Source organism: Nostoc sp. PCC 9305, from assembly GCF_963920915.1.
Lineage (GTDB): Bacteria > Cyanobacteriota > Cyanobacteriia > Cyanobacteriales > Nostocaceae > Nostoc.
On sequence record NZ_CAWUDN010000072.1, the window covers coordinates 18,097 to 41,156 of the forward strand.

Sequence of the window (23,060 nt, forward strand, 5' to 3'; positions counted from 1 at the left end):
AATTATTTAGTTTTAAACTTGTAATTTAGCAAAATAAAAGTGTAAGATTGCCATTGATTTTATTCTGTAACTAGCTTTTTTTCACACCTTTGGGAGTAGGATAATATCTCCATTTCAAATCCCAGAGAAAAGATTTATTTAATACACTTCTTTGATAAGAAAAGTTTTCAAACCCAGCTTTACCATGATAACGACCCATACCACTCTCACCAACTCCTCCAAAAGGTAAGGAAGGAATAGTTAAATGCATGACTGTATCATTAATACAAACGCCACCTGATGCCGTTGATTGCAATACCTTAGTTTGATGTTGTTTATTATTAGAAAAGAAGTAAAGAGCTAAGGGTTTAGGTTTTTCGTTAATAATGGCGATCGCTTCGTCTATATCTGTATACTCAATCACAGGAAGAATCGGCCCAAAAATTTCTTCCTGCATGATTTTGTCTTCCCAAGAAACCTGATCGATAAGAGTGGGAGCAATGTAGAGGTCTTCGAGATGAGTATCTCCTCCTAATATAATTGTCCCATATTTTAGGAAATTAGCAAGCCTGAAAAAATGTTTTTGGTTAATTATTCTGGAATAATTTCGACTGTCTGATGGCACATCACCATAGAATTCTTTGATATATTTCTTAATCTTATTTAACAAACTTGCTTTAATATTTTTATGCACAAGCAGATAATCAGGAGCAGTGCAAGTTTGTCCAGCATTGATGAATTTTCCCCAGACAATCCGTTTAGCAGTATATTCTAGATGAGTAGTTTCATCAACAATACAAGGGCTTTTGCCACCTAGTTCTAGAGTAACTGGAGTTAGATGTTTGGCAGCAGCCGACATGACAATTTTACCAACTTCTGTACCGCCAGTAAAAAATATGTGGTCGAATTTCTCTGTCAAAAGTTCTTGAGTGACTTCTACACCACCTTCAATAACCTTAATAAAACCAGATTCAAATGTTTTACTGATAATTTCAGCAATTACAATGGAGGATTGAGCAGATATCTCAGAAGGCTTCAAAACAGCACAATTACCAGATGCGATCGCTCCTATTAAAGGAGTCATTAATAGGTTAAATGGATAATTCCAAGGGCCGATAATTAAAGTAACACCAAAAGGTTCAGAATATATATGAGTTGAAGCGGGAAACTGATGCCAGGGAGTAGCAACTTTTTGCGGTTTTACCCAATTTTTAATATGCTTGAGAGCATAATCGATTTCCTTGATAATTCCAATAAATTCAAAGTAAGCATCAAAACCAGATTTATTTAAATCAGCCTTTAAAGCTTTAAAAATATTCGATTGATTCTCATTTATTGCTTGCTTTAAGTTTTGTAGTTGTTTAATCCGAAACTCAATATTTTTAGTTTTGTTAGTCCGAAAAAACTGCTTTTGTGTTTCTAAAATAGTGCTAATTCTTACTGATTCTTGTACAAGCATAAAACCTTGTTCTCCTGATTTAATCTTATGGAACCTTGGCGGTAATAATTAAAAATTTTTCTCCGATACTTTTATCCGAGTACTGCGGGGATGGTTGATATTTTAATTACATTTTACTCTGAGTAAAAGGTTCATTTGGGTAAGGAATTGTGTTGAAAAAGGACGGTGATTCAGCTAGGTAGAGTATTTGGAACTGAATCCCCGATCCCTAACGCTATTTACATTGTTAAATCGCAAGCTAGCAGTCCACCACAGTAACTTTGTTTGATGGGTAAATAAGTTTGTAGTAAGGAATTTAGTCCTTAATTTGAGTGCTTCAAAGCTCACTACAAACCAAGCATTGTTGACTTGGCGGACTATTAGAAATTAGCTACCAACTTCAGCTAATTCTGGAACTATCAACACCTGCTTGCCATTATCATTGACATCTACAGTTGTCAGGTTTTCCCAAGGCTGGAGTTCAATTTGGGCTTCATAGGTTTTGAACTCTTCTCTTTGCTTCGCAACTGCGGTGTTGGTGGGAATTTTTCTTGTTTGATAATCATAAACCAACTCATCTACATAGGACTGAACAGATACTTTCAGCAAAGTTAAAACTCGTTTAACATTCTTTGGTGCTAACAAACCTGATAAACCAAATCCCTTCCACAAAAACTTCACATACCATAAAGCAACAAAGAAATAGGTGTTTCTCATCTCTGCATAGATGTTGCAGTGTTTAGGCTCGTATTTACTCAGACCTATGTACTTGCTAACATCCTTAGTGATGGAATACCCAAAGGGCAATTCATCCAGACGATGAGTATACATAAATCCCAAATTCTGCTTTTTCTCTACTAGCTGGTCAAAGAGCTTATAGGCTTCTTCCAAAGTTTCGGCTACGACTGCACCACGTCCTTGTTTGCCAAACTTTTGGAGGAAGGGCAAATCTAAATGCCACTTGCCTATATACATCGGAATCAGTATCCCGAACCACCACATATTCTCTAAGAATATGCGCCAACTCATGATGCTAGCGTTACCGAGTTGTTTTTCATGGTGGCTGACGAGGTGATTATTGCGAGCAATCATGTTAAGCGCAAAGTTGTTGTAAACAACCCGCTTCTTCTCGACATCAGCCTCACCTGCAAATTTTGCCCGGATGATTTCTGTAACGTTCTCGATTTGAAAAGACATCATTGTCATCCCCATCGAGTAAAAGGGATCAAACATAGCTGCTGCATCACCAATGACATACCAGTTATCTCTGGAGTACATCTGCTTACTCTTATGCGCTAGCCTTGGTAGGTAATGGAAATCAACTTCCTCCCCGCTCTTGAGTAATTGATAGACAACATTGTGATTAGCCTCTAGAAAAGCAAAGAACTTTTCTTTGGTATTAACGCTTTGAGCAGGTATGACCTCATGGTGATGAACTAGCCCAATAGACAATTCCATGCTTTGGGTATCCGTCGGGATCATCCAGACCCAATGTCCCTGACCCATCCAGTGATTTGTTGCATAATAATGGCTGCATGTCGCATTTGCAGGGTCATAACCACTATGGAAAATGGTGCGATCGACATTTCTGACTCGCATCCATGCTGAACCATTATTTACTCCATAAAGGTTTTCTGAACCAAAAATCAAATTATCTGTCTTGCGACCGATGATGAACTTGCGACCAGCTGCATCAATGACATGTTTGGTCTTTAGTTCCAACTGGCGATCGCCCAGTTTGACTTGTACAGTATTTAGCTCATCGCCAGAGGTAAAGTCAACATCTACAACTCGACCGTTGTAAAATTCAACCCCCATTTCCTGATTCATTTTCAGGACATCCCGCTCAAATTTGGCGCGATGAATCAGAATAGAAGCTAGAGGCGGCTGGCGAGTAGCCCAGAGATGATAATAGTCATCTGTGTTTTCGGTTTGAGCAGGGTCTTTGGGCCAATGAAAATTCAAGCCAAACTTGGGTGGATGATTTTCAATCATATAATCATAAAGTCCCAACTCCTTACAAATCATCAGAGTGGAGATTTCGACGGTTGATTCACCAACCTTCATATCCTTGTCAGCCCGTTCTTCAGAACGAGGATCGACTAAAGCAATCTTAATGTCGGGAATATTCAGCAGTAGGTGTCGGGCTTGGCAGATTCCAGCCATTCCAGCACCCATAATCACAACATCGTAAGTTTGAGATTGAATATTGTTCGTCAACATTGGCTTTTTCGTAGTTAAAAGTTGCGGTTAGTCAAATAACTGTTGGTGAAAATTGATGAACTTTAAGTTATGGCAAGGGACTGGGGACTAGGGACTGGGTGAAAAGTATGAATCATGGCTACTTGTTCAGGTTGAGCATCTTTTACAACTAATGCAACCATTCTTTGTGAACCTCGCGTCAACTGTACTGGGAAAGTCAGGACTTTGAGTTGACTACCAGTGGACATATCACGGAACAGTACGCTGTCTCCTTCGATATGAGCGATTCTGAAGCTGATGTCCTTGGCCTCAGTCGCTTTCCGCAGAGCTTCTACAGCCGTCCAAATCCGTATACCAGCGAAATCCCCTGAGTCATCCGATCGCAGCAGCAACTGTTGCATTAATGGCTGTCGTGCATCACTTAGCAATGCATTCCACTCTTGCTGGGTACGATGGCTTACAGGTTCAATATCGCAACCTTGAGATCCCCATCCCGCCACACAGAGACAAACACGTTGATCGTGAGAAAGAGAAACTTCCACTCCCTTCTGAGTTACTCCATCAACCACCGGTTTTCCAGATGCAGTCCAGTTAATTTCAACCTGGGGAACAAGGTTAGCATTACCGTTAAGTAGTTTACCGAGAGCCTGATAGAACAAAGGCAACTCTTGGAGATGACGTTCAACGGGTGATAAAATGCCCATTTCAGGCAGATAAGCTAAAGAAACTTCTGGGGTGCTAACTTTAAAGAAACCTGCGCGATCGCTAATTTTTTTGTGTAGCAGCACTTCATCTCTGCGGTGGGGATCGGCTAGTTCTGCAACTGTCGGATAATCTGCACGGTGTTCTAGTAGCCGCGCCTCGTATCCACTCAGCCTTTCGACAACTTGCCCATCTTCAGTTACGACAAGCACATTATTGCGGAATTGTTTACCTGATTGACCTTGAGGTACGGTGATTCCAATACACGAATTACTCTGTTGATCGTCTGGCTGGTAGATTTCGATCCGCTCAATCAGTACAGGAAGGCAATTGTCCTGTGGGATCAACAGTTGTCCAGCTTGGAGCAACGAGTCTCTGTAGTAAGGATCTCCGAGCAAGAAAGGCCCTTCTGACCTGTCTAAGTTACCTGCTTGCTTAGAAGAGGAAGTAAAGTTTCTCTGAGTGCGAAATACACATTTGTCAGAATTGAGCGTGTAAATTTGTTGTAAGCGTTGGAAACGCGGCCCTTGGAACAGCAGCCAATTGTAAAGATCCTCTTGAGGTCGAATATCCAGTGGTGTAGATGGAAGTTCAACCGACTCGATAGCAGGAGTTTTTGCGCTACTGAGAACAAAGATAGCAGAAAAATGGTTAATATTGAACCCAGTTTTTTCTGTTTTGATAGTTACGCATACCTGCTGGGGATCATTTTTAGACTCTCGCTCCAGTACCTCGGCATGAATTTCGATGTCCAGCCCTTTTTCTGGATCGACAACAATTGGACGCTCTAGGCGAATATCTGCAATGTCAAGAGTTGGCAAAGCATTCTTACTCATCACATAAGCAACTGCTTGAGCCATAGCCTCTAAGCCGAAAACTGTGGGAAACAGGTAAGAACCTTTATATAGGTGATCTAGAAGATAAGAATCTCGTTCTAGACTCAGGTGTGCCCGTGCAACCATCTCCACACCAGGTTCGCACAACAGCACCCGTTCTAAGAATTTTGACTCTTGAGGCGGTAAACACCGTTCAGCGAACCAAGTATCAAAACCACCTGTCTCAAAGGCAGAAAGAGCTTGCATCGGAGCAGCAACTACCACTCGCAGATCGGCTGGCTCGTTCTCAATCAGATGCAAGAACCGGGCTACACCTGCATCTTTGGGAATCGCTTTGATTCCCATTTTATTCAGACTGCGAACGCTTCCCATCCGCGCTCCCATACCGACTTCTTCCCAAACACTAAATGCCATCGAAACAACAGCAGTTTGTGGATGTTGAGCTTTGAAGCGGCGCAAAATCAGGTCTAAAGCTTCATTAGAAAAACCGTACCAAGCATTACGCTGCATTCCGGTAATACCGATGACTGACGAGAAACCAGCAAACAACTTCAGTGGTGTATTGGCAAATTCCTGATACAAATTGAGAATACCTTTCAGCTTGGGCTTGGTTTCATCAAATGCTGCTTCTACAGACACTTGTTCAATCAGTCTCGGCCAATTTAGGGCAGCCCCATGAATGACTCCAGTAATTTCGCCCAAGTCTTGACGAATTTGCCGGAGGACAGCCCTTAAAGATTCGGGGTCGGAAACATCACAACTGTAGCAAAGACAGGTTAATCCTTCAGCACTGAAGCGTTCGAGAGTCCGCATCACTTCTGCATTTCCAGAACCAACAGTATGTTTGTCTGGAAGTGGTGAACGACCAACAAGGGCCATGCGTACCCCTGTCTTCTTCGCCAAAGCTAAGGCACACTCCGCAGTGATACCCTTGGCTCCACCAGTGACAAGGATGACATCTTTAGAAGACCAGGTAATTCCTCGGTCTTCATACTCGACTGGTTCTTGTACTTGCGGCCGAGGAACATAACGAGTCAGATTGTCATCGTAGCCCGCAGCTAGATACAAATGAGGAGTAGCAAGTTCTTGTATCACGCATTTGGCGATCTTGGTCAAACTGAGCTTGGCAGAAAAATCAATGACTCTTACCTTGAGATCGGGGCGTTCTAGATGCAAACTAGATGCAAAACCAATTGCACAGCATTGATCGATCTCTGGAAGCGGTGGCTGTGTACCGAAATGCCCGCCACCAAATTGAATGTACGCTACTGTTGTATGGGTGCGGGCTGTTTGCGAGGCTGGGGGTGGAGTCGCAATGCTGTGTACTCGCTTAATCATACTGAGTAAATGGGCATCTAGCGATGACTCATAACTCGGTTGCTGGGGAAGTACAACGAGAAAGTGAGTGAAATCTTTGCTATTAATGACTCCCTGAGCTTGGGCTGCGGTAAAAGATAAGGTTTGAGCTTTAGCACCTTGGTTACGCAGTTTCTTAGACAATGCTTCCGCTATTGGAGCTTCATTGGTTTCACACAGAATGATGGTGTTGGCAGTTTGCCAGTTCTCCTCTGGATGCTTGCCAAAAGCAACTGGTGTAGATGCCTCTGCAACAGTTTGAACTATGTAGTCACGCACCCGTGGTTTGCGATCGCTCTCTGGTATCTGTACTGATAGTTGAGTCTGGCTGCGAGCCTCTGGATGAGAGCCGTTGCTATTGGCTTTAACTCCATTACTGCTTTGGGGTATGACAACCTGAATCGCCTCAGCAATCTCTTGGATTGTGGCATTGGCCATAGATGCTGGATCAATTTTGCCTGCAACACCAAATTCTTGTGTGGCAGCAGCAATCACTTCCCCGGCTTTAATCGAATCGAGGTTGAGGTCATCTAGTAGTCTAATTTCTGGTGTGATGCTCTCTTGAGGAAAACCTGTTTGTTTGACAATAAAGTTCACAAGAAAGCTTTCAACACTAACGTTTCCCTTGCCATTAGTAGAAAGACTAGGTGTGGGAGCAATCTGAGGTATTTCCGGCATCACAAGCCCAATCGCCTCAGCAATCTCTTGGATTGTGGCATTGGCCATAGATGCTGGGTCAATCTTGCCTGCAACACCAAATTCTTGTGTGGCAGCAGCAATCACTTCCCCGGCTTTAATCGAATCGAGGTTGAGGTCATCTAGCAGTCTAATTTCTGGTGTGACGCTCTCTTGAGGAAAACCTGTTTGTTTAACAATAAAGTCCACAAGAAAGCTTTCAACACTAACGTTTCTCTTGCCATTAGTAGAAAGACTAGGTGTGGGAGCAATCTGAGGTATTTCTGGTTGAGAGATGTGAGAAATTGACTTTGAGGAACCGTTTACTAAGTTAGAAGTGCCATTGCTGGGGGTAGAAAAACCATTCTTTGAGGAGCCATTGGAGCCATTACCGGGAGTAGAAAAACCATTCTTTGAGGAACCATTGGAGCCATTGGAAGTAGCAGAGCCGTTACCGTTGGTGCCGTTGGGAGAATGGGGCAAACTTTGCAAGTCTGCTCGGATGACCTCTGTCAAAAACCTTCCCCGTTGAGAAATGTAATTTGATAACATTTCCCAAGGAACTTGGTTTTGTTCATTAGGCATTGGATGCAGGGCAGCATAAGACACTGCCGAAGCAGGAGGTATTTGCTCTGTAGATATTTGGAATGTTCGCTCTAGGGGATTTTCAATGAACACTCGTTCTGATGCTGGTACAAAAGGACGAATCAGACGATTTTCGTAAAGAGCTTCCCATTTAATTTCACTACCACGGACAAATATGGCAGCGAGCATGACATTTAAATCTCGCTGCACTCCAGGCTTTGACTCAACAGGTAGGCAAGATATGCCATTGGAACCAGTAATATCACTTACTAGACCAGAAAGGACTTTCCCTGGCCCGACTTCCACGAGTAAATCGCAGTTTTGTGAGAGTGTCTTCACCAGCGAAATAAAATCCACCTGTGCCAGGATCTGATTGGCAAAGTGGTCACGCAACGGTAGCCCTGGCTCGATTTGCTGACCGTCTACACTGGAAAATAGAGGTACGTTAATTTTTTCTAATCGATCCGGGATGAGTTCTTGCTGTCTCAGATGTTCAGCTGCGGTTGCAACTAATTGAGAATGGAAAGCATTAGAAACTGACAGCCGACGGGTGCGAATTTCTGCTGCTTGAGCTAGGGCGATCGCTTGCTCAACACTGGCCAATTCACCGGAGATCACCATCTGCTGCGGAGTGTTGATATTAGCCAGGACGACGTAGCCACTGACTTGCTGAAGAATATTCTCTGCTACCTCTTGAGAGCAAGCGAGACTTGCCATTGCACCTTCAGTTTCACCTTCCACAGTTGCAGACATTGCCTGTCCGCGAATTGCAGCTATAGAAAGAAGGGATTTTTCGTCAAAGGCTCCGGCTCCGTAAAAAGCAATTAGTTCTCCCAAGCTATGACCACCCACAGCAACAGGTTCGATTCCCAGATGTTTGAGATAGCGTAGCCAAAGCAACGAGGTCAGAGAAATTGCTGGTTGGGCAATTTGTGTTTGCGCTAGTGCTGTTGACCACTCTTCAACTTGTTCTTGATTGACGGCACGGTCTAAGGGCAAAAATATAGAGTCTTGCACACCCGAAAAGCCAGCTGCACGCAACCAGCTATCTGCTTGCTCTACGAGTTCTCTAGCCCAGGAATAGCGCTCTACAAGCAAACGAGCCATATTCAATTTCTGCGAACCCTGTCCGGGGAACAGAAAACCAACTCGATTTTGCCGGACTTTATTCCCCACCCACACTTCTTTTTGCGGGCTAACAGCAAATTCTCCTTGAGCAGGGGGCGTTTCACGCAATAATTTTTCTAGGAGACTGAGATGTTTAACTAGCTCTTCAGGCTTACCAGCGATGACAGCTGCCCGAATAGGTAGTTGGGGTTTGAGGTTGCGGGTCAGGTATGCAGCCAGGTCAACCAATTCAGCAATACTCAAACCTTCTACTTGACTGCTCAAAGTCTTGGTTTGATCGATTAAAGCCGGAATAGATTCAGCACCCAGTACAAAAATCTCTGTATCCTGGTGAGAAACTAGTAAAGACCGTTCTTCAATAGATGGTTGCAATCTCTCGGCTGGAGCATCGCCAGATTCAAGGGTCACATGGCAATTAATACCCCCAAATCCCATAGCAGACACACCAGCCCGGAGAATATTTGTTTGAGGACGGACTTCTCCTTGCAAAATGGGATAAAGAGAACGGGCAGAACCCTCAAATACGGCATTAGGTTCTTGACAATCAGCTACTGGTGGTACAACTCGACGGTTGACAGCCATAACTGATTTAATGAAAGCGCCGATGCCGGCTGCGGCTTTGGTGTGACCAACTAAGGATTTAAAGGAAGTGATCCCGCAGGAGCGGGGATTTGGTTCGCCATAAGCATTCATGGCTAAGGCAATCCCTTCTAATTCTGTGCGATCGCCTACTACTGTCCCAGTTCCGTGTCCTTCAATAAAATCGAGGGTATGTGGACTGTAACCAGCTCTTTCGTAAGCACGGCGCAAAGCCCCAGCTTGTCCTTCACGGTTAGGTGCTGTAATGCCACCTTTGCCATCAGATGATATGCCCCAGCCATTTAATACTGCATAGATATAGTTGCCATCCGCACGCGCTTCTTCTAAGCGCTTGAGAACTACAAAACCGCATCCTTCACCAGGGATGAAGCCACTGGCTCGGCGGTCATAAACTTTCATATCTGTACTAGTCAAAGCACCAGTCTTGGCAAACCCAATCAGTTCAAAGGTGTCTAGACTAATATCTACACCACCAGCAAAAGCGAGGTCTAAGTCGCCATTCGTTAAAGCAGTAGCAGCATTAGCCACAGCAATTAAGGAAGAAGAACAAGCTCCATCAACTGTGTAACCGCCACCGTGAAAGTTAAAAAAGTTGCAAACTCTGCCTGCGATCGTATTGGAAAGATTACCTGCAAGTGTGTCTTCTGTAATTGGCGAGAATACAGACTTGTAATAAACCTCCATTGTCTCTACTAGGGAGTTTATAACTTGTGTGGGAAGTTTTTGTGCTTGCGCTGTGGCAATTAAGGCCCGCCGGACATAGGGCCAGCGCATTCGCATATTAGTAGAGCGAGAAAATTCTCCTGTCAGGGTGTTGCCAAGCAACACACCAGTCCGCTCAGTCGGAATGGTTGTACGTTTGTATCCGGCATTCTCTGCGGCTTTGATTGCAACTTCCAAAGCTAACCATTGAGCAATGTCTGCGGAATCTACTACAGTTTTAGGAATGCGCCACTTAACCCAGTCAAACTCAAAACCATCGATAACGGCCATACGGTTACCGTAGGTTTTGTCTGGCGCTGCTGGATCTGGATCGTAATAGTCGCCAAGAGGTAAGCGCTGATCTGGCGATCGCCGAAACTGTTGTCGCTTGGCTACTATGTTTTCCCAAAGTTGTTGTAAATCATTTGCGCCAGGATACCAACAACCCATTCCAACGACTGCAATTCCACTAGGGTGAGATGCTGTGCTGTGCATATCTGTAGTTGCTTTAAATTTGTTCGGAAAATATTAACTAGTACAACGCGGCGTAAATAAGCAGACCATTGAAAAGCCCTAAAAAGCTTATTCCATAATACTTTTGACTTTTGACTTTTGACTTCCGCCTTGCGGTACTAGCCTGCTGAAGCGAAAACCATCTTAAGCTTTAAAGTAGATATGACATTAATTAAATGCATTCCTTGTTACCTTATTTATTCAATGTTGGTTTAGCTTTTTTGCTACCCCTTCCGTTCTTTATTAATACCAATACTATTATTTTCTAATTAGATTGATAATTAACTATTTTTAGAATTTTACAGAAGTAATAATTAATTATTTTTAGGTATTGATCATATTTTTTGTAACCGTTTAGGGGTGTAGGAGAGCATTCGTCAAAAAAGTCCACCGTAATCTGATAAATTAAGTGGTATAGAACAGAAGCGCCTGAATCATTTAGAGCAGATATCTTCATTGTTCTAAATAAAAACTGGGATACACCCTCTAAACTTTAGAAAGCTGCATTTTCCTCCAAGCACAAGGAGTATTCTTATAGTAATAGCGAAACTGACAATAGAAATGATTTATGTTTTGATATCCTACTTTTAAAGCAATTTTTTCAACGGAGTCGTTAGTTTCTAAAAGTAAGATGCTTGCTTGCACTATCCGACGCTCGACAATCCAATCATTGACCGTTTTTGTAGTCATATGCCGCACTAAGTCGGTTAAGTAAGCTGAGGAATAACCGACTGCTTGAGCTACTTCTTTGAGACTAATCTTTTGATGATAATTTAATTCAATGAATTCAAAGACTTTATGCAGTCGAGGAATAGATGGAAATATTGAGTTTTGGATATTTAATTTACTACTTACAGTAGTAGGAAATTTGTCATGTACTAATTTAATACTAATAAAACCATTTTCTATGCTAGTAACATCAAATCCTCCTGCCACCAAGGATTTGATTAAAATATTTTTGGTTTCCTGATATTCATCAATTATGAAAATATTAATCATTCTATCTCCTAATATTTATTTTTTCAATCCCTAACTGTAGCGACCTACAATTCTAAATCCTCCAAGCTTCAATTTGGGTACTATGGGTACAACGACAGTTATTTTCAGCCAGGATTAATGCAAATAAGCTCAACATTTTTCTAGGACTGAGTTTTCAGTATTTAGAGAAGTTGGTCAAGAAACTATAAAAATATTGACACATGAGATTTTAGAGTAGATAAGGATTTCAGATCAAAGTAGGTCGGCACGATAAAATTCATGCAAGTAAGTGGGCGAGAAAATTTACGAGTATATAACAAAATGTAAATTCGGCACATACTTGACTAATTCCTTCTTTCAGAGTTTTTACAAAACTAAACATATATTAATTTGATTGTACCTATCTACTTGTGTTTAGTTTTCTAAAAACTCAGTGATTACTGATTTATAAGCTATTTGCTGATTTTACATTTTGTCACATAGATTGATTTTTTTTGGTCAACTTAAATTAATTAACCCTCTTCTAAGAAAACATAATGGTTTCTTTCATCCATAGTGGGCGATCGCTCATGAACAGCTTCTGTCACTCTGGGACGTAGATATTTTTCGTTCAGATAAAACAGAAGGCAGGATGGAACAGGGTTTTAACCTTGCTACATCTTTATTTACATAGTTTGGTTCTATTTTGCAGACTTACTTACTATGCATATCTATCTGAGTTTGAACAGTAAATTATGCAAATTTCAAAAATATTTTTACAGCGATATTTTTGCGAATCTATGAAGTGACACCTCCAAAAACAATCAAAGCCTTTACGTTGGCTATGACTATAGTATGTAGATGGAATCATATTAGTTTAGCTAGTCTGCACTACAAAATAAGCTTTTGAGATACCTTAGACCTAGTGTTATTTGCTTCATACTAAACATGAATTCGTGCTTTTCATTTGTTTATACTAATATAAAGGTATTAAAATACCATTAAAACAGTATAAGCTGGTAAAATTTGTAACTTATCAATAATTCTAAGAAAATTGGTTACAGCTTTGAAAGCAACATAAAAAGAGAAGAACACAGTGAATTTAATTAGATATGAATGTATTATTTTTTCAAATTTTAAACAAAGCTTTACCATCACAATACTCACGAAATTTTCAAAAGCCCAGTGAATTATATTTATGCCGGATTTCTCGCAATTTACGAAGTCAGAAGCAAGAAGAAATATGGAAAAAACACCCACGTTTAAAAACGTGAGTTGACACATAAGGACGTAATTATTTCATCGGACTACGTTTCTCGAAATAAATATTTCTTTGAAGTGGGCTTTAAACCCACAACTTAAGTTTTAATTTATACTCCTAACTTGTTCCTTCTAACTGCTTTATTCTTGTGTAAGATTGCCTTAAATTCACCAGTATTAAGCGCAGATGTTAGCTGAGTTCTTCCTTAACAAGATTCAGCAGGTACTCGCGGGTGGATTCAAGGATAGTCTTGCTTAGGCTTGGATCTGTACTCGCTCGTGCAAGTGACACCGCTCCAGCCATGGCCGCGAACATGAAGCTGACCTTTGCTCGTTTCTGCGAATAGGTTGTCTCAAACAGATTTTCGGCAATAGCATCGAAGACCTCAGACAATTTTTCTGTGAAAGCTTTTCGCGTTGATGGGGAGCGTCGCGCTACTTCGGCGGAGAGTGCAGGAAGGGGACATCCCAATGCTGGGTGATCTAAGTGATTCTCGCTCAAATAAAAGTCAAGCAGGGCTGGGAAACCGCCTGCTTCCAGGGCAACTAGCATGGCATCCAAACTTTGATCCAGTGCCAACGCAAACGACTCCGCAATCAGCTCCTCCTTGTCGGCAAAGTGTGCATAAAATCCACCATGCGTTAGGTCTAACGCGCCCATAAGCTTGGCAATTCCGACTTTCTCAAATCCATGAGTCCGAAATTCTTTCGACGCGGATTCAACGATCCTCTGATGGGTTTCTATTTTGTGTTCGTCTTTATAGCGCATAGGTTCACTATGAGTAAATGATGGTCATCATATAATACAATTGTGTTCCAAAAATAGCTAGATGATCAGGCAAGAAGGTTATGCAATACTTTTCAGATAAGCCTAACAATCTCTCTTTTGGTCTGGGAAAAGGTTAAAGGGTAAGGGGGAAAGGTGAATTCCAACCTTTCCCCCTTACCCTTTGCCCCTTAACCGAAAAGTATTGGAAGGTTATGTGGTTCCAAAAAGATTTGGGCGTTGCAAATGCGTTGCTACCTGCAACAGCCTCGTTCAGTTTTCACAGCTAGACTGGTTGCTCGATGCAGCTTTCGTCAGTGATATTCAGCTTTATGTTATTTCTTCTTGCTTTCATAATATTTTTATAGTATGATGAGCATCATATAACCAATGAGGCAAAACTAATTACACAAAATTAGACCTGAAATGCTTATCCAGTCTAGAACCTAATGTGTAAATGTTTCTGTCAGATCACTTATCTCATGTGGAACTAACTTATGACTAAACCGATTATTCTTGTAACTGGCGCTACTGGGAAAACAGGAAGCGCTGTTGTTTCCGAGCTTGTTAAGCTAGGTTGGCCAGTGCGTGCCGTTGTCCGCACACTGGATGCGCGCAGCGAAAGATTGAAAAAAGATGGGGTAGAGGTGGTCGCCGCAGATTTGTTCGATCCAGAACAGCTCTTTAGAGCCATGCAGGGAACCTCTCGTGCTTATTACTGTCCACCTTTTAACTCGTATATGATCCAAAGCGCGGCCGCCTTTGTAGTTTCCGCTCAGAAGGCAAGACTAGAAGCCATTGTTGGCCTTAGTCAATGGCTCGCAAGCCCCTCGCATCCTTCATTGTTAACACGGCAACACTGGCTCATTGACCAGCTGTTCTCTATGATTCCAGGTGTAACCCACACCATTGTCAATCCAGGATACTTTGCTGATAACTATTTGCGCCTAATCAATTTTGCTGCTCATTTTGGTATATTACCTAACCTGACCGGTAACAGCCGCAATGCGCCGCCTTCAAATGAGGATATAGCACGCGTCGCTGTTTCTGCATTGATCGATCCTGCAAAGCATGCCGGTAAAACTTATCGTCCAACCGGGCCTGCACTCCTTTCGGTGAAGGATATGACTAAAATCTTGAGCCGAGTGCTAAAGCGGAAGGTTGTTCCCATAGACATGCCGATGTCGATGTTTTTAAAGGCTGCGCGAGCCGAAGGTGTGAGTGCTTTTGAACTGAGCGGCTTCCGCTACTACATTGAAGATCACAAGCGTGGGGCTTTTGAAATGGGTGCTCCAACAAACGACGTTTATGATGTCACAGGCCAACAGCCGGAGGATTTTGAAACCATCGCCCGCCGTTATGCCGCTTTGCCAAAAGCCCGTATGAGTATGGAAAATAAGCTTCGTGCTTTAGTTGATTTCATGCGTATCGGCTTCACACCTGGTTACGATCTAGATCGCTACGAGCAAGAACAACGGTATCCATTGCCCGCTTATCCAACATTTGCTACCGACTCCGAAGTTTGGGGCAATGAGCATAGTTTAAAGGGTGGAGCTGCTAAGTTTGGCTTTCAAGGCATAAATGACATCTACGAAGCACGCGTATGAGCATAGAATTGCTCTCTAATCTTTTCCTGCTCCTTTCCGGATTAATCGCAATCGTCATCATTGGAATCTTTTCCCGTTATCTCGAAGGTCGTGTACGAATAACGTTGATTGCAATCTTTATATCCTGGCTTCTTTACGCGGGAACTCTTGGGTACAAAGGAATCATCGCCTCGATAATCCCGCCTGGGCCTGTACTCCTGCTCATTCCGGTGGTTCTATTGGCTATATTCTTGGTGCGATATCCGGGTGTTAAAGAGTTTGCATCTAAGATTCCAGCATGGTTGCTTATTGGCTTGCAAGGTTTCAGAGTGTTCGTTGAGATCGCCTTGTACGAACTCTACCAGAACAGACTTGTTCCACTAATGCTAACATTCGAGGGATCAAACTTTGACATTTTCGTTGGACTGTCTGCTCCTCTTGTTGCTTGGCTTTATACAAGTAGACGGATCAATGATTCTGTCGTGAGATTATGGAGTATCATGGGAATCGTATTGCTTACGAACGTCATAATCAGGTCTTTGCTGACGTTCACTGGCATCATCAAAACGGAAATTCCCAATTTAGGAATTGGCATTTTTCCATTTACGTTCCTTCCCGGCTTGCTGGCTCCCTTTGCGATGTATCTTCACATCATCTTCTTGCGCTCCTTACCTAGAAAGCCTGGTTATGTTGCAAAAATCGGTACAAAGCAGGTAGGTATTCTCTAACTTTTTCATAGTTGCCGCAAAAACAGTGTCACCTGTATCAATTTGATTTTGACCGTTAACTAAACGCACCTGTTTTGTCTGAACAAATTAATTTTGAGGTTATCTAAACGAGTTTTGACTGTCTCAAATAAATTAGCGATCGCTCCTTCTGATATATAGTAGGACTTACGCAAAAACCCTCTAAACTCTCATTCCTCCGTGACCTCTGCGCCCTCTGTGATAGCCTGTGGCAAGCCGCTAACGCTCCAACTCTTAGAGACGCTACGCGAACGTCGCTACCGCTTCTCTACGAGACGCTGCGCGAACGCTAATGCGTCTACGTTTTCCGTTACTCGTGCGTAAATCCTAATATATATCTAGCTCAAAGACTTGTGAAATTTTCGATTTCTTTCCACAGCTCCACTATCAAGGGTTGTTTCGCCTTGTTCAATAGTTGCTTAAGGTCAGATTTTTCCATTCCTTCAGCTAACCTCTATCTTTACCTTCTGTAAAGGGAGTTGAGCAATTACAAAAGTTTTATAATGCCAAATTTAAGATCAGCCTAAGTTAGATAAGTCCTAACGTAGTTATATTTTCTAGTGCTTATTTACCTTTTCTTCAAAAAATAGTGCTAAAAACAAGACATCAGGAGGCAAGGTGTGATAGTAGAACTACTTGATCCTAAAATACATATTCAGCAAATTGTAAGTAAGCACAATGCAAAAGATGAGTTAGAGTTAGCACTGCTAAAGTTAGAACGAACTAGCAGTTTATCATCTCCATTTAATCAGCAGATATTAGCTTACTTAGACAATTCAACAAGAGAAAACCTTAAAACATGTAGTATTAATTTATACTTATGGGATCAAAATAGTTTTCTCAGGATTGATTGTCCCAGTTATCAACTGTTTTCTTATTTGAAACGACGCAGAAGGTGGATATTATGCATTCATAATGCTCTATTGGAATTAGTAGGAAGCGTGAATGAAATTGAAGTTATTTACCAAGAAGGGAAAAAAATAAATGTATTTACGAAAAAGTTGCTTCAGTAAAATTAGATCAGATTAAGGTAAAATTAAATTGAAGTTGAATAGCTATAGTTTGTAATTTGATTTAGTTTAATGTCTCTTTCAAAAGTACTACCTATTACTATTGATACCCATGCTCCTTTCCCAATTACCTCTCAGGTTTCTGGACAGATTAAGCTGTTGGTTGAGACACAATATCTAAAACCCGGAGATAGCTTGCCAACAGTTATTCAACTAGCAGAATACTTAAACATCAATCACAACACTATTGCCTTAGTATATTCTGAACTCATTGAAACTGGGTATCTAGTAGCTAAACGAGGCAGAGGAACTTTTGTGGCTGAAAGTGAATTAGTGCAAAAGTCTATTGGTCGTGACTCTCTCTATCAAGTACTAGAACAAGCTTTTTTGATAGCAGATCAGATGGAGTTAAGCCCATTTGATTTTGGATTGACTGCTTATGCTGTGGCTGTAAGTTCAAATGAGCGTAAACAAGTTGTTCCCTTGAAGCTAGGATTTGTAGAATCTCTTCAATCTGAGGCTGATTTATATTTGCAGTCTGTCCAAGCAGAAATCAGTAATTCTGTATCATTAATATATTTAGAAGATTTGCAAACTCGTCAAGCAGTAGCTTTGAGAGAATTGCATACCTGCGATTTAGTGATTACAAATACACAGTATGCATGGAATATGATTGAACTAACTGCTTCAAAACAGAAAGTAATAGGAGTAAATTTTGAGCCAGATTTGCAGGTTTTAACACGGATTTCAACTTTAACTCCTGGCAAGCAGGTATTAGTTATTGGTCAAAAATTGGGTGAGGGCAAAAATATGAAGCAGATGCTAGAAAAATGTGGAATTTCTCACTTGTCTTTGCAGCCATTAGGTCTTGAAAATATTCAACTGGATTTTAATTTATTAAATCATGCTGACCTGATTTGTGCTTCTCAATCTGCGTATGATTATATCCGTGAAGTCACTGCTCAACCTGAAAAAGTTGTGAGTTTTAAATTTATTATTAACAGAGCTAGTGCATCTGTTTTAAAAACTCGCTTAGTTGCAACCAATATTAAAGCGTAAGCTAAATTATCTGTTTTCAAACTTTGTGTTGCTAAAACTTACAAAGGCCATAGTATCTTGGTTAATGAGTCATTTTTTTTTACAATGGTAATGGTAAATATGTAATGCACTAAAGAATTTATCCTTTGGTTCAAAAGACTTTATCCTTCTCTAAAGAGCTAGAAAACCATATTGGCGCTATTTGGTATTTTATTCATTATTATAATTTTTACCGGAGTGCCTAAATTTATTATCACTACATATTTACTACTACCCCCTGCCGAATTACTTCTACTTTGAAAGACCAGTAATTAACTGAAGGGCTTCGTCACACCATGCCACCCAATCTTGTTGATAGCGAATTGCACGGCGAATAATCAGATGCATATAGAGATCCTTCGGTGACAAAGATTCTAAGTTCTGGACAAACTGTTCGTCAAGTTTTTGTATCTGATGCCCTTTTTCAAAATGGAGTTGTCGCCGTCGTTCAATTTCTTGCACAATCACTTCTGGATCAATAAGATGCCCAGCAAGTCCTATTACACCCAAGTCTTCGCGGATTGTGGTTGGTTCAGTAGGTTTCATTAACCAGTTAGTTAGTTCTTTCTGCCCTTGTGTGGTTATGGAGTAGATTTTCTTATCCAGCCGTCCCGGTTGCGGAATCGCTTCATAGGTAACATTGTTCTGTTGCTCCAGTTTGCCTAGTTCGGCATAGACTTGCTGTTGGCTAACCTTCCAAAAACAACTCCCAAAGCCTTCATCAAATTCTTTGGCAACTTCATAGCCACTCAGAGGTTGGCGGGAAAGAAAAGCTAGAATCGCGTGCTTGAGAGCCATAAAAAAGACTTGACGTAATCAACAATTTAAGTTTATCATGTTTTTGTATTCAAATACTTGAATACAAAAACTTTAATTCAATCGCTGGTTATTAATTATGGTGGCTCCTGAAATAGGGATAAAGTTGCGCCATCCGCGTCGGATTACCGTTATCATTGCTGGCTTTGTTATGGTGATAGCGGCTGTAGTTGTTTATCACAAAATTACAAGTCGTCCATCTCAGCAAATAGTATCGGCTACTAAACCTACTATCAGAACAGTTTCAGCTCTAGGACGATTGGAGCCAGATGGTGAAGTTGTGAATGTTTTTGCGCCTACATCCATTGATGGTGCGAGAGTAGATACCCTGAAAGTGAATCACGGTCAATTAATTCGTAAGGGGCAGATAATTGCCATCCTAGATACATATACCCGTCGTCAAGCAGCCCTGCAAGAAGCACAACAGCAAGTTGTGGTTGCTCAAACTCTTTTAAAGCAGGTTGAAGCTGGTGCAAAGTCGGGGCAAATTCAAGCGCAGGAACAGGTAGTGGATCGGCTACAAGCGGAGTTGGTCACGGAAACAGCAGCGCAAGAAGCGACGATCGCTCGTGTGAAAGCAGAATTAGAGAATGGGGAACTGGAAGCTCGACGCTATCAGCAACTTTACATAGAGGGGGCTGTCTCTGCTTCCTTGCGTGATACTAAGCAATTAAAGGCAGATACTGTTAGGGATAGCTTAAACGAAGCCCGTGCTGCTTTGAACAAGATTATTCTGTCACGGCGAAAGCAGATTACAGAAGCGAAGGCGACACTAAACCAAATTGCTGAAGTGCGTCCGGTGGATGTAGAAGTAGCGCGAGCGCAAGTAGCCCAAGCAGAGGCTGGGGTAGCTAGAGCCAAGGCAGAACTGGATTTGGCAGTTGTGCGATCGCCCCAAAATGGGCAAGTTTTGAAAATTCACACCCGACCAGGAGAACTAGTAGGTAATAAAGGCATCATTAGCCTGGGACAGACTCAAAAAATGGTTGCGGTAGCAGAAATCTATGAACTAGATATTAGCCAAGTCCGGGTTGGTCAATCTGCAACGATCACCAGTAAGAACAATGCCTTTGCAGATGTGTTATACGGCAAGGTGTTTGAAGTTGGGCTAGAAGTCGGTAAAAAGGATGTGTTAAACACCGATCCAGCAGCGCAATTTGATGCGCGAGTTGTGGAAGTGAAAATACATTTAGATCCAAAATCTAGCCGCAAGGTTTCTGGTTTAACGAATTTAAGCGTTCAAATGGAAATTAATGTCCAATCTTAAAGGGGGCATGATGACGACAATTATCCACGATCGGCCTGAATCTAATAAAGCCAAGAAAAAGAAAAAACCACTTTTTCTATCGTGGTTGCAGTTGCGGAAAGAGCCATCGCGCTTGATGGTTGCCATTGCGGGGATTAGTTTTGCCAATGTGCTGATGTTTCTGCAATTGGGTTTTAGAGGAGCGTTGTTTAGCAGTGCAGTAGAATTTCACCATAGTTTGAATGGCGAAATCGTGATGCTGAGTGGCCGCTATCGCTCGCTCATTTCCCTAGATCGCTTTACGGAAAGACGATTATATCAGTCACTAGGAGTAGATGGAGTGCAATCGGTAAGTCCAATTTATCTTGATTTTATTCAGTGGCGCAATCCTTACAACAAAGAAACCTGGAATATTTTTGCGATCGGTATTAATCCAGAACATCAGGTAATGAACTTACCCGGTGTAGAAGCCTACCGTAAACAACTGAGAACACCGGATACAGCTCTGTTTAATGAAAGTTCCCGTCATGAGTTTGGGCCGATTGGACAAAACTTTCAAGCAGGTGAGCAAATTTCCACCGAGATAAATCAACGGCAAATTCGCGTTCGGGGATTATTTAAACTTAGTCCCACCTTTGGTATAAATTCTTATTTAGTAACTAGCGATATCAACTTCTTACGCATGGCGAGATCCCGCCAATCAGGATTAATTGATATCGGGTTAATTAAGCTTAAGCCTGGTGCTGATGTCCAAAAAGTTTTGGTAGATTTGCGATCGCGCTTACCCGATGATGTCAAAGTTTTAACCAGAGAAGATTACGCCAAAGCTGAAGTTGCTTTCTGGAATGCCAGTACACCAATCGGCTATACCTTTGATTTAGGAGTGGTCATTGCCTTTATCGTTGGAGCCGTCATTGTTTATCAAATTCTCTACAGCGATGTCACTGAGCATTTACCAGAATACGCTACCCTCAAGGCTATAGGATTTAACGATAAATACTTACTAGTTGTTGTATTTCAAGAGTCACTCATTCTAGCAATATTAGGCTTTATTCCTGGCATCTTTATTGCTTTAACAATTTATCAAATTACTTATATTGCGACCCTGTTACCAATGGCAATGAATATAGGACGGGTAGTATTCGTTCTCATTTTGACAACAATCATGTGTTCGTTTTCTGCCGGCATAGCAGTGCGTAAGTTACAGACAGCAGATCCTGCTGATATTTTTTAGGAGTTGATAATGACCGAATTACTTTCACTTAAGACAGTTTTAAGCGAACATTCTTTCCCAGAATCAGCCATTTCAATTTCTAATCTTAATCACTACTTTGGTCATGGTTCTCTTCGCAAACAGGTATTATTTGATGTCAATTTGCAAATTGAGCGCGGTGAAATCGTAATTTTGACAGGCCCATCGGGTTCTGGAAAAACTACATTGCTGACATTAATGGGTAGTCTGCGTTCCGCCCAAGAAGGGAGTCTCAAAGTTCTGGGACATGAATTGCTGAACGCTGACAAAGAACAGATGACTCTGCTTCGTCGCCATATAGGTTACATCTTTCAAGCACATAACCTATTAGGCTTTTTGAGTGCCTATCAAAATGTGGAAATGGCTTTAGAAATGCACGATATTACAGCAGAAGAAGCCGATACTCGGATCAAACACATTCTGACATCAGTTGGGCTAGAGCAACGCATTCAGTACTATCCTAGCGATTTGTCTGGTGGACAAAAACAACGCGTAGCGATCGCACGGGCTTTAGTTGGACAACCTAAACTGATCCTTGCAGATGAACCAACGGCCGCATTAGACAAACAATCCGGACGAGATATAGTAGAAATTCTCCAAAGTTTGGCAAAGGAACAGGGCTGTACAATTTTGTTAGTCACTCACGACAACCGCATTCTGGATATCGCCGATCGGATTATTTACATGGAAGACGGTCGTTTAGTTGATCGTTCCGACGTGGCCACACTCGTGCATTAGGCAGGGCAAACGCATGTGTGACTCGTTCCTAAGCCAATACATAACTTAGGGTGAGAACGCCAAGGAACAGAACCTTGAAAACCTAATTGAGGGGAGCAATGCGATTTTGTGAGATGACCCCACCTGGAGAGCGATCGCTAATAAACTCTTATGTATATATTTAGTATTTTATACAAAAGTTGCAGCAATATTGCTTAGAAGATACAACCTGCTACCAAAAACGAAGTTTCTGTACATTGTTGCTACTAGAAAAAAAGGTAAAATTTCCTTTCAGGAATAGTTTTGAAATAGGAAGTATCTACCTTTATGGAAAAAAATATATCTGCAAATTTAAATTTTGCCGATTCATTATCAGATTTTCAATCTTGATGTGACTAACCTTTTAGATTTGAAAAATATCGAGGAATGGTCTGGAAAAATAGTTAAAGAAAGAGAAGAAAAAATTAGACAGGCTGCCTTAGTTTTAGCGGGTCAATGTATCGCCATATTATTGCATAAGCTTTCTCAATCAGAGTCGGCTCATCAAACAGCAATTAATCAAACTCTCTTGATGGTGGCATACCGACACACAAAGACACGGTTATACGAAGAGGGAAATATTAACAGTAGGTAATGTTGTAGTAAATCTTAAATTACCATACGTTGTTCAAAAAAGAGAAAAGAAAGCGAAGAATAAATCTACTAATGTTGGATTCTGTCCCTTGCTAAAATGGTTAGGAATGTCAGAAGGTTTGACCCCATTAGTTTGGTCAGATATTACAAAATATGGTGCCATAGCTAGTTCTTTTGAAGCCGCACATACAATCCTGGGTGATTGGGGAATTAATATTAGTCTCCCTCTTTTAAAGAAATTGAAATCTCCCGATGCGACTTATCAATTATTTGATTTT

13 protein-coding genes and 3 pseudogenes are annotated in these 23,060 nt (G+C 41.5%); 10 read left to right on the forward strand and 6 right to left on the reverse strand.

Annotation, left to right across the window (positions count from 1 at the left end; translation table 11 throughout):
• Positions 1-70: 70 nt before the first annotated feature.
• From ACM0OX_RS23805 to ACM0OX_RS23825, 5 genes are all read right to left on the reverse strand, one after another.
• Positions 71-1,438 carry an aldehyde dehydrogenase gene (locus ACM0OX_RS23805; RefSeq protein WP_414517446.1) on the reverse strand — a complete coding sequence of 456 codons (1,368 nt, stop codon included), beginning with the start codon at positions 1,436-1,438 and terminating at the stop codon, positions 71-73.
• 366 nt (positions 1,439-1,804) lie between these two features.
• Positions 1,805-3,640: an NAD(P)/FAD-dependent oxidoreductase gene (locus ACM0OX_RS23810; RefSeq protein WP_414517447.1), complete on the reverse strand. Its 1,836-nt coding sequence runs from the start codon at positions 3,638-3,640 to the stop codon at positions 1,805-1,807.
• Between the two features lie 62 nt (positions 3,641-3,702).
• Positions 3,703-10,698 (reverse strand): SDR family NAD(P)-dependent oxidoreductase, encoded by a 6,996-nt coding sequence (locus ACM0OX_RS23815; RefSeq protein WP_414517448.1) that lies wholly within the window; start codon positions 10,696-10,698, stop codon positions 3,703-3,705.
• 504 nt (positions 10,699-11,202) lie between these two features.
• Positions 11,203-11,715 carry a helix-turn-helix domain-containing protein gene (locus tag ACM0OX_RS23820; protein WP_414517449.1) on the reverse strand — a complete coding sequence of 171 codons (513 nt, stop codon included), beginning with the start codon at positions 11,713-11,715 and terminating at the stop codon, positions 11,203-11,205.
• 1,408 nt (positions 11,716-13,123) lie between these two features.
• Positions 13,124-13,702, reverse strand: coding sequence for a TetR/AcrR family transcriptional regulator (locus tag ACM0OX_RS23825; RefSeq protein ID WP_414517450.1), 579 nt, complete (start codon positions 13,700-13,702; stop codon positions 13,124-13,126).
• A 494-nt stretch (positions 13,703-14,196) separates the two neighbouring features.
• On the opposite strand from ACM0OX_RS23825, the gene ACM0OX_RS23830 reads away from it, so the two are divergent.
• The 6 genes and pseudogenes from ACM0OX_RS23830 to ACM0OX_RS23855 form a co-directional block, all read left to right on the forward strand.
• A complete protein-coding gene (locus ACM0OX_RS23830; RefSeq protein ID WP_414517451.1) occupies positions 14,197-15,306 on the forward strand; it encodes an NmrA family NAD(P)-binding protein in 1,110 nt (369 codons plus the stop codon).
• Complete coding sequence (locus tag ACM0OX_RS23835) at positions 15,303-16,013, forward strand: hypothetical protein (protein WP_414517452.1); 711 nt, start codon at positions 15,303-15,305, stop codon at positions 16,011-16,013. Before ACM0OX_RS23830 ends, ACM0OX_RS23835 begins: the two co-directional genes overlap by 4 nt.
• A gap of 638 nt (positions 16,014-16,651) precedes the next feature.
• Complete coding sequence (locus ACM0OX_RS23840) at positions 16,652-17,044, forward strand: hypothetical protein (protein ID WP_414517453.1); 393 nt, start codon at positions 16,652-16,654, stop codon at positions 17,042-17,044.
• 69 nt (positions 17,045-17,113) lie between these two features.
• Positions 17,114-17,347, forward strand: a pseudogene (locus ACM0OX_RS23845) (GntR family transcriptional regulator); the annotation flags it as partial.
• 9 nt (positions 17,348-17,356) lie between these two features.
• Entirely contained in the window at positions 17,357-18,100 is a 744-nt protein-coding gene (locus ACM0OX_RS23850; protein WP_414517458.1) for a GntR family transcriptional regulator, read from the forward strand.
• 113 nt (positions 18,101-18,213) lie between these two features.
• Positions 18,214-18,324 (forward strand): annotated as a pseudogene (locus tag ACM0OX_RS23855) (IS1 family transposase); the annotation flags it as partial.
• Between the two features lie 46 nt (positions 18,325-18,370).
• Here ACM0OX_RS23855 and ACM0OX_RS23860 read toward each other — a convergent pair.
• A complete protein-coding gene (locus tag ACM0OX_RS23860; RefSeq protein ID WP_414517454.1) occupies positions 18,371-18,916 on the reverse strand; it encodes a PadR family transcriptional regulator in 546 nt (181 codons plus the stop codon).
• A gap of 97 nt (positions 18,917-19,013) precedes the next feature.
• Between ACM0OX_RS23860 and ACM0OX_RS23865 the strand changes: the two genes are divergently transcribed.
• The 4 genes and pseudogenes from ACM0OX_RS23865 to ACM0OX_RS23880 form a co-directional block, all read left to right on the forward strand.
• Positions 19,014-20,201, forward strand: coding sequence for an ABC exporter membrane fusion protein (locus ACM0OX_RS23865; RefSeq protein WP_414517455.1), 1,188 nt, complete (start codon positions 19,014-19,016; stop codon positions 20,199-20,201).
• Between the two features lie 10 nt (positions 20,202-20,211).
• Complete coding sequence (devC, locus tag ACM0OX_RS23870) at positions 20,212-21,414, forward strand: ABC transporter permease DevC (protein WP_414517457.1); 1,203 nt, start codon at positions 20,212-20,214, stop codon at positions 21,412-21,414.
• A gap of 9 nt (positions 21,415-21,423) precedes the next feature.
• Positions 21,424-22,170 carry a DevA family ABC transporter ATP-binding protein gene (locus ACM0OX_RS23875; RefSeq protein ID WP_414517456.1) on the forward strand — a complete coding sequence of 249 codons (747 nt, stop codon included), beginning with the start codon at positions 21,424-21,426 and terminating at the stop codon, positions 22,168-22,170.
• Positions 22,171-22,476: 306 nt separating this feature from the next.
• A pseudogene (locus ACM0OX_RS23880) lies at positions 22,477-23,060 on the forward strand (ISLre2 family transposase); the annotation flags it as partial.

Bases quoted from the DNA above. Each gene is read 5' to 3' on its own strand.
- ACM0OX_RS23835 (WP_414517452.1), top strand. From the start codon at position 15,303: ATGAGCATAGAATTGCTCTCTAATCTTTTCCTGCTCCTTTCCGGATTA.
- ACM0OX_RS23830 (WP_414517451.1), top strand. From the start codon at position 14,197: ATGACTAAACCGATTATTCTTGTAACTGGCGCTACTGGGAAAACAGGA.
- devC (WP_414517457.1), top strand. From the start codon at position 20,212: ATGACGACAATTATCCACGATCGGCCTGAATCTAATAAAGCCAAGAAA.
- ACM0OX_RS23815 (WP_414517448.1), bottom strand. From the start codon at position 10,698: ATGCACAGCACAGCATCTCACCCTAGTGGAATTGCAGTCGTTGGAATG.
- ACM0OX_RS23820 (WP_414517449.1), bottom strand. From the start codon at position 11,715: ATGATTAATATTTTCATAATTGATGAATATCAGGAAACCAAAAATATT.
- ACM0OX_RS23860 (WP_414517454.1), bottom strand. From the start codon at position 18,916: ATGGCTCTCAAGCACGCGATTCTAGCTTTTCTTTCCCGCCAACCTCTG.
- ACM0OX_RS23865 (WP_414517455.1), top strand. From the start codon at position 19,014: ATGGTGGCTCCTGAAATAGGGATAAAGTTGCGCCATCCGCGTCGGATT.
- ACM0OX_RS23875 (WP_414517456.1), top strand. From the start codon at position 21,424: ATGACCGAATTACTTTCACTTAAGACAGTTTTAAGCGAACATTCTTTC.
- ACM0OX_RS23805 (WP_414517446.1), bottom strand. From the start codon at position 1,438: ATGCTTGTACAAGAATCAGTAAGAATTAGCACTATTTTAGAAACACAA.
- ACM0OX_RS23810 (WP_414517447.1), bottom strand. From the start codon at position 3,640: ATGTTGACGAACAATATTCAATCTCAAACTTACGATGTTGTGATTATG.
- ACM0OX_RS23825 (WP_414517450.1), bottom strand. From the start codon at position 13,702: ATGCGCTATAAAGACGAACACAAAATAGAAACCCATCAGAGGATCGTT.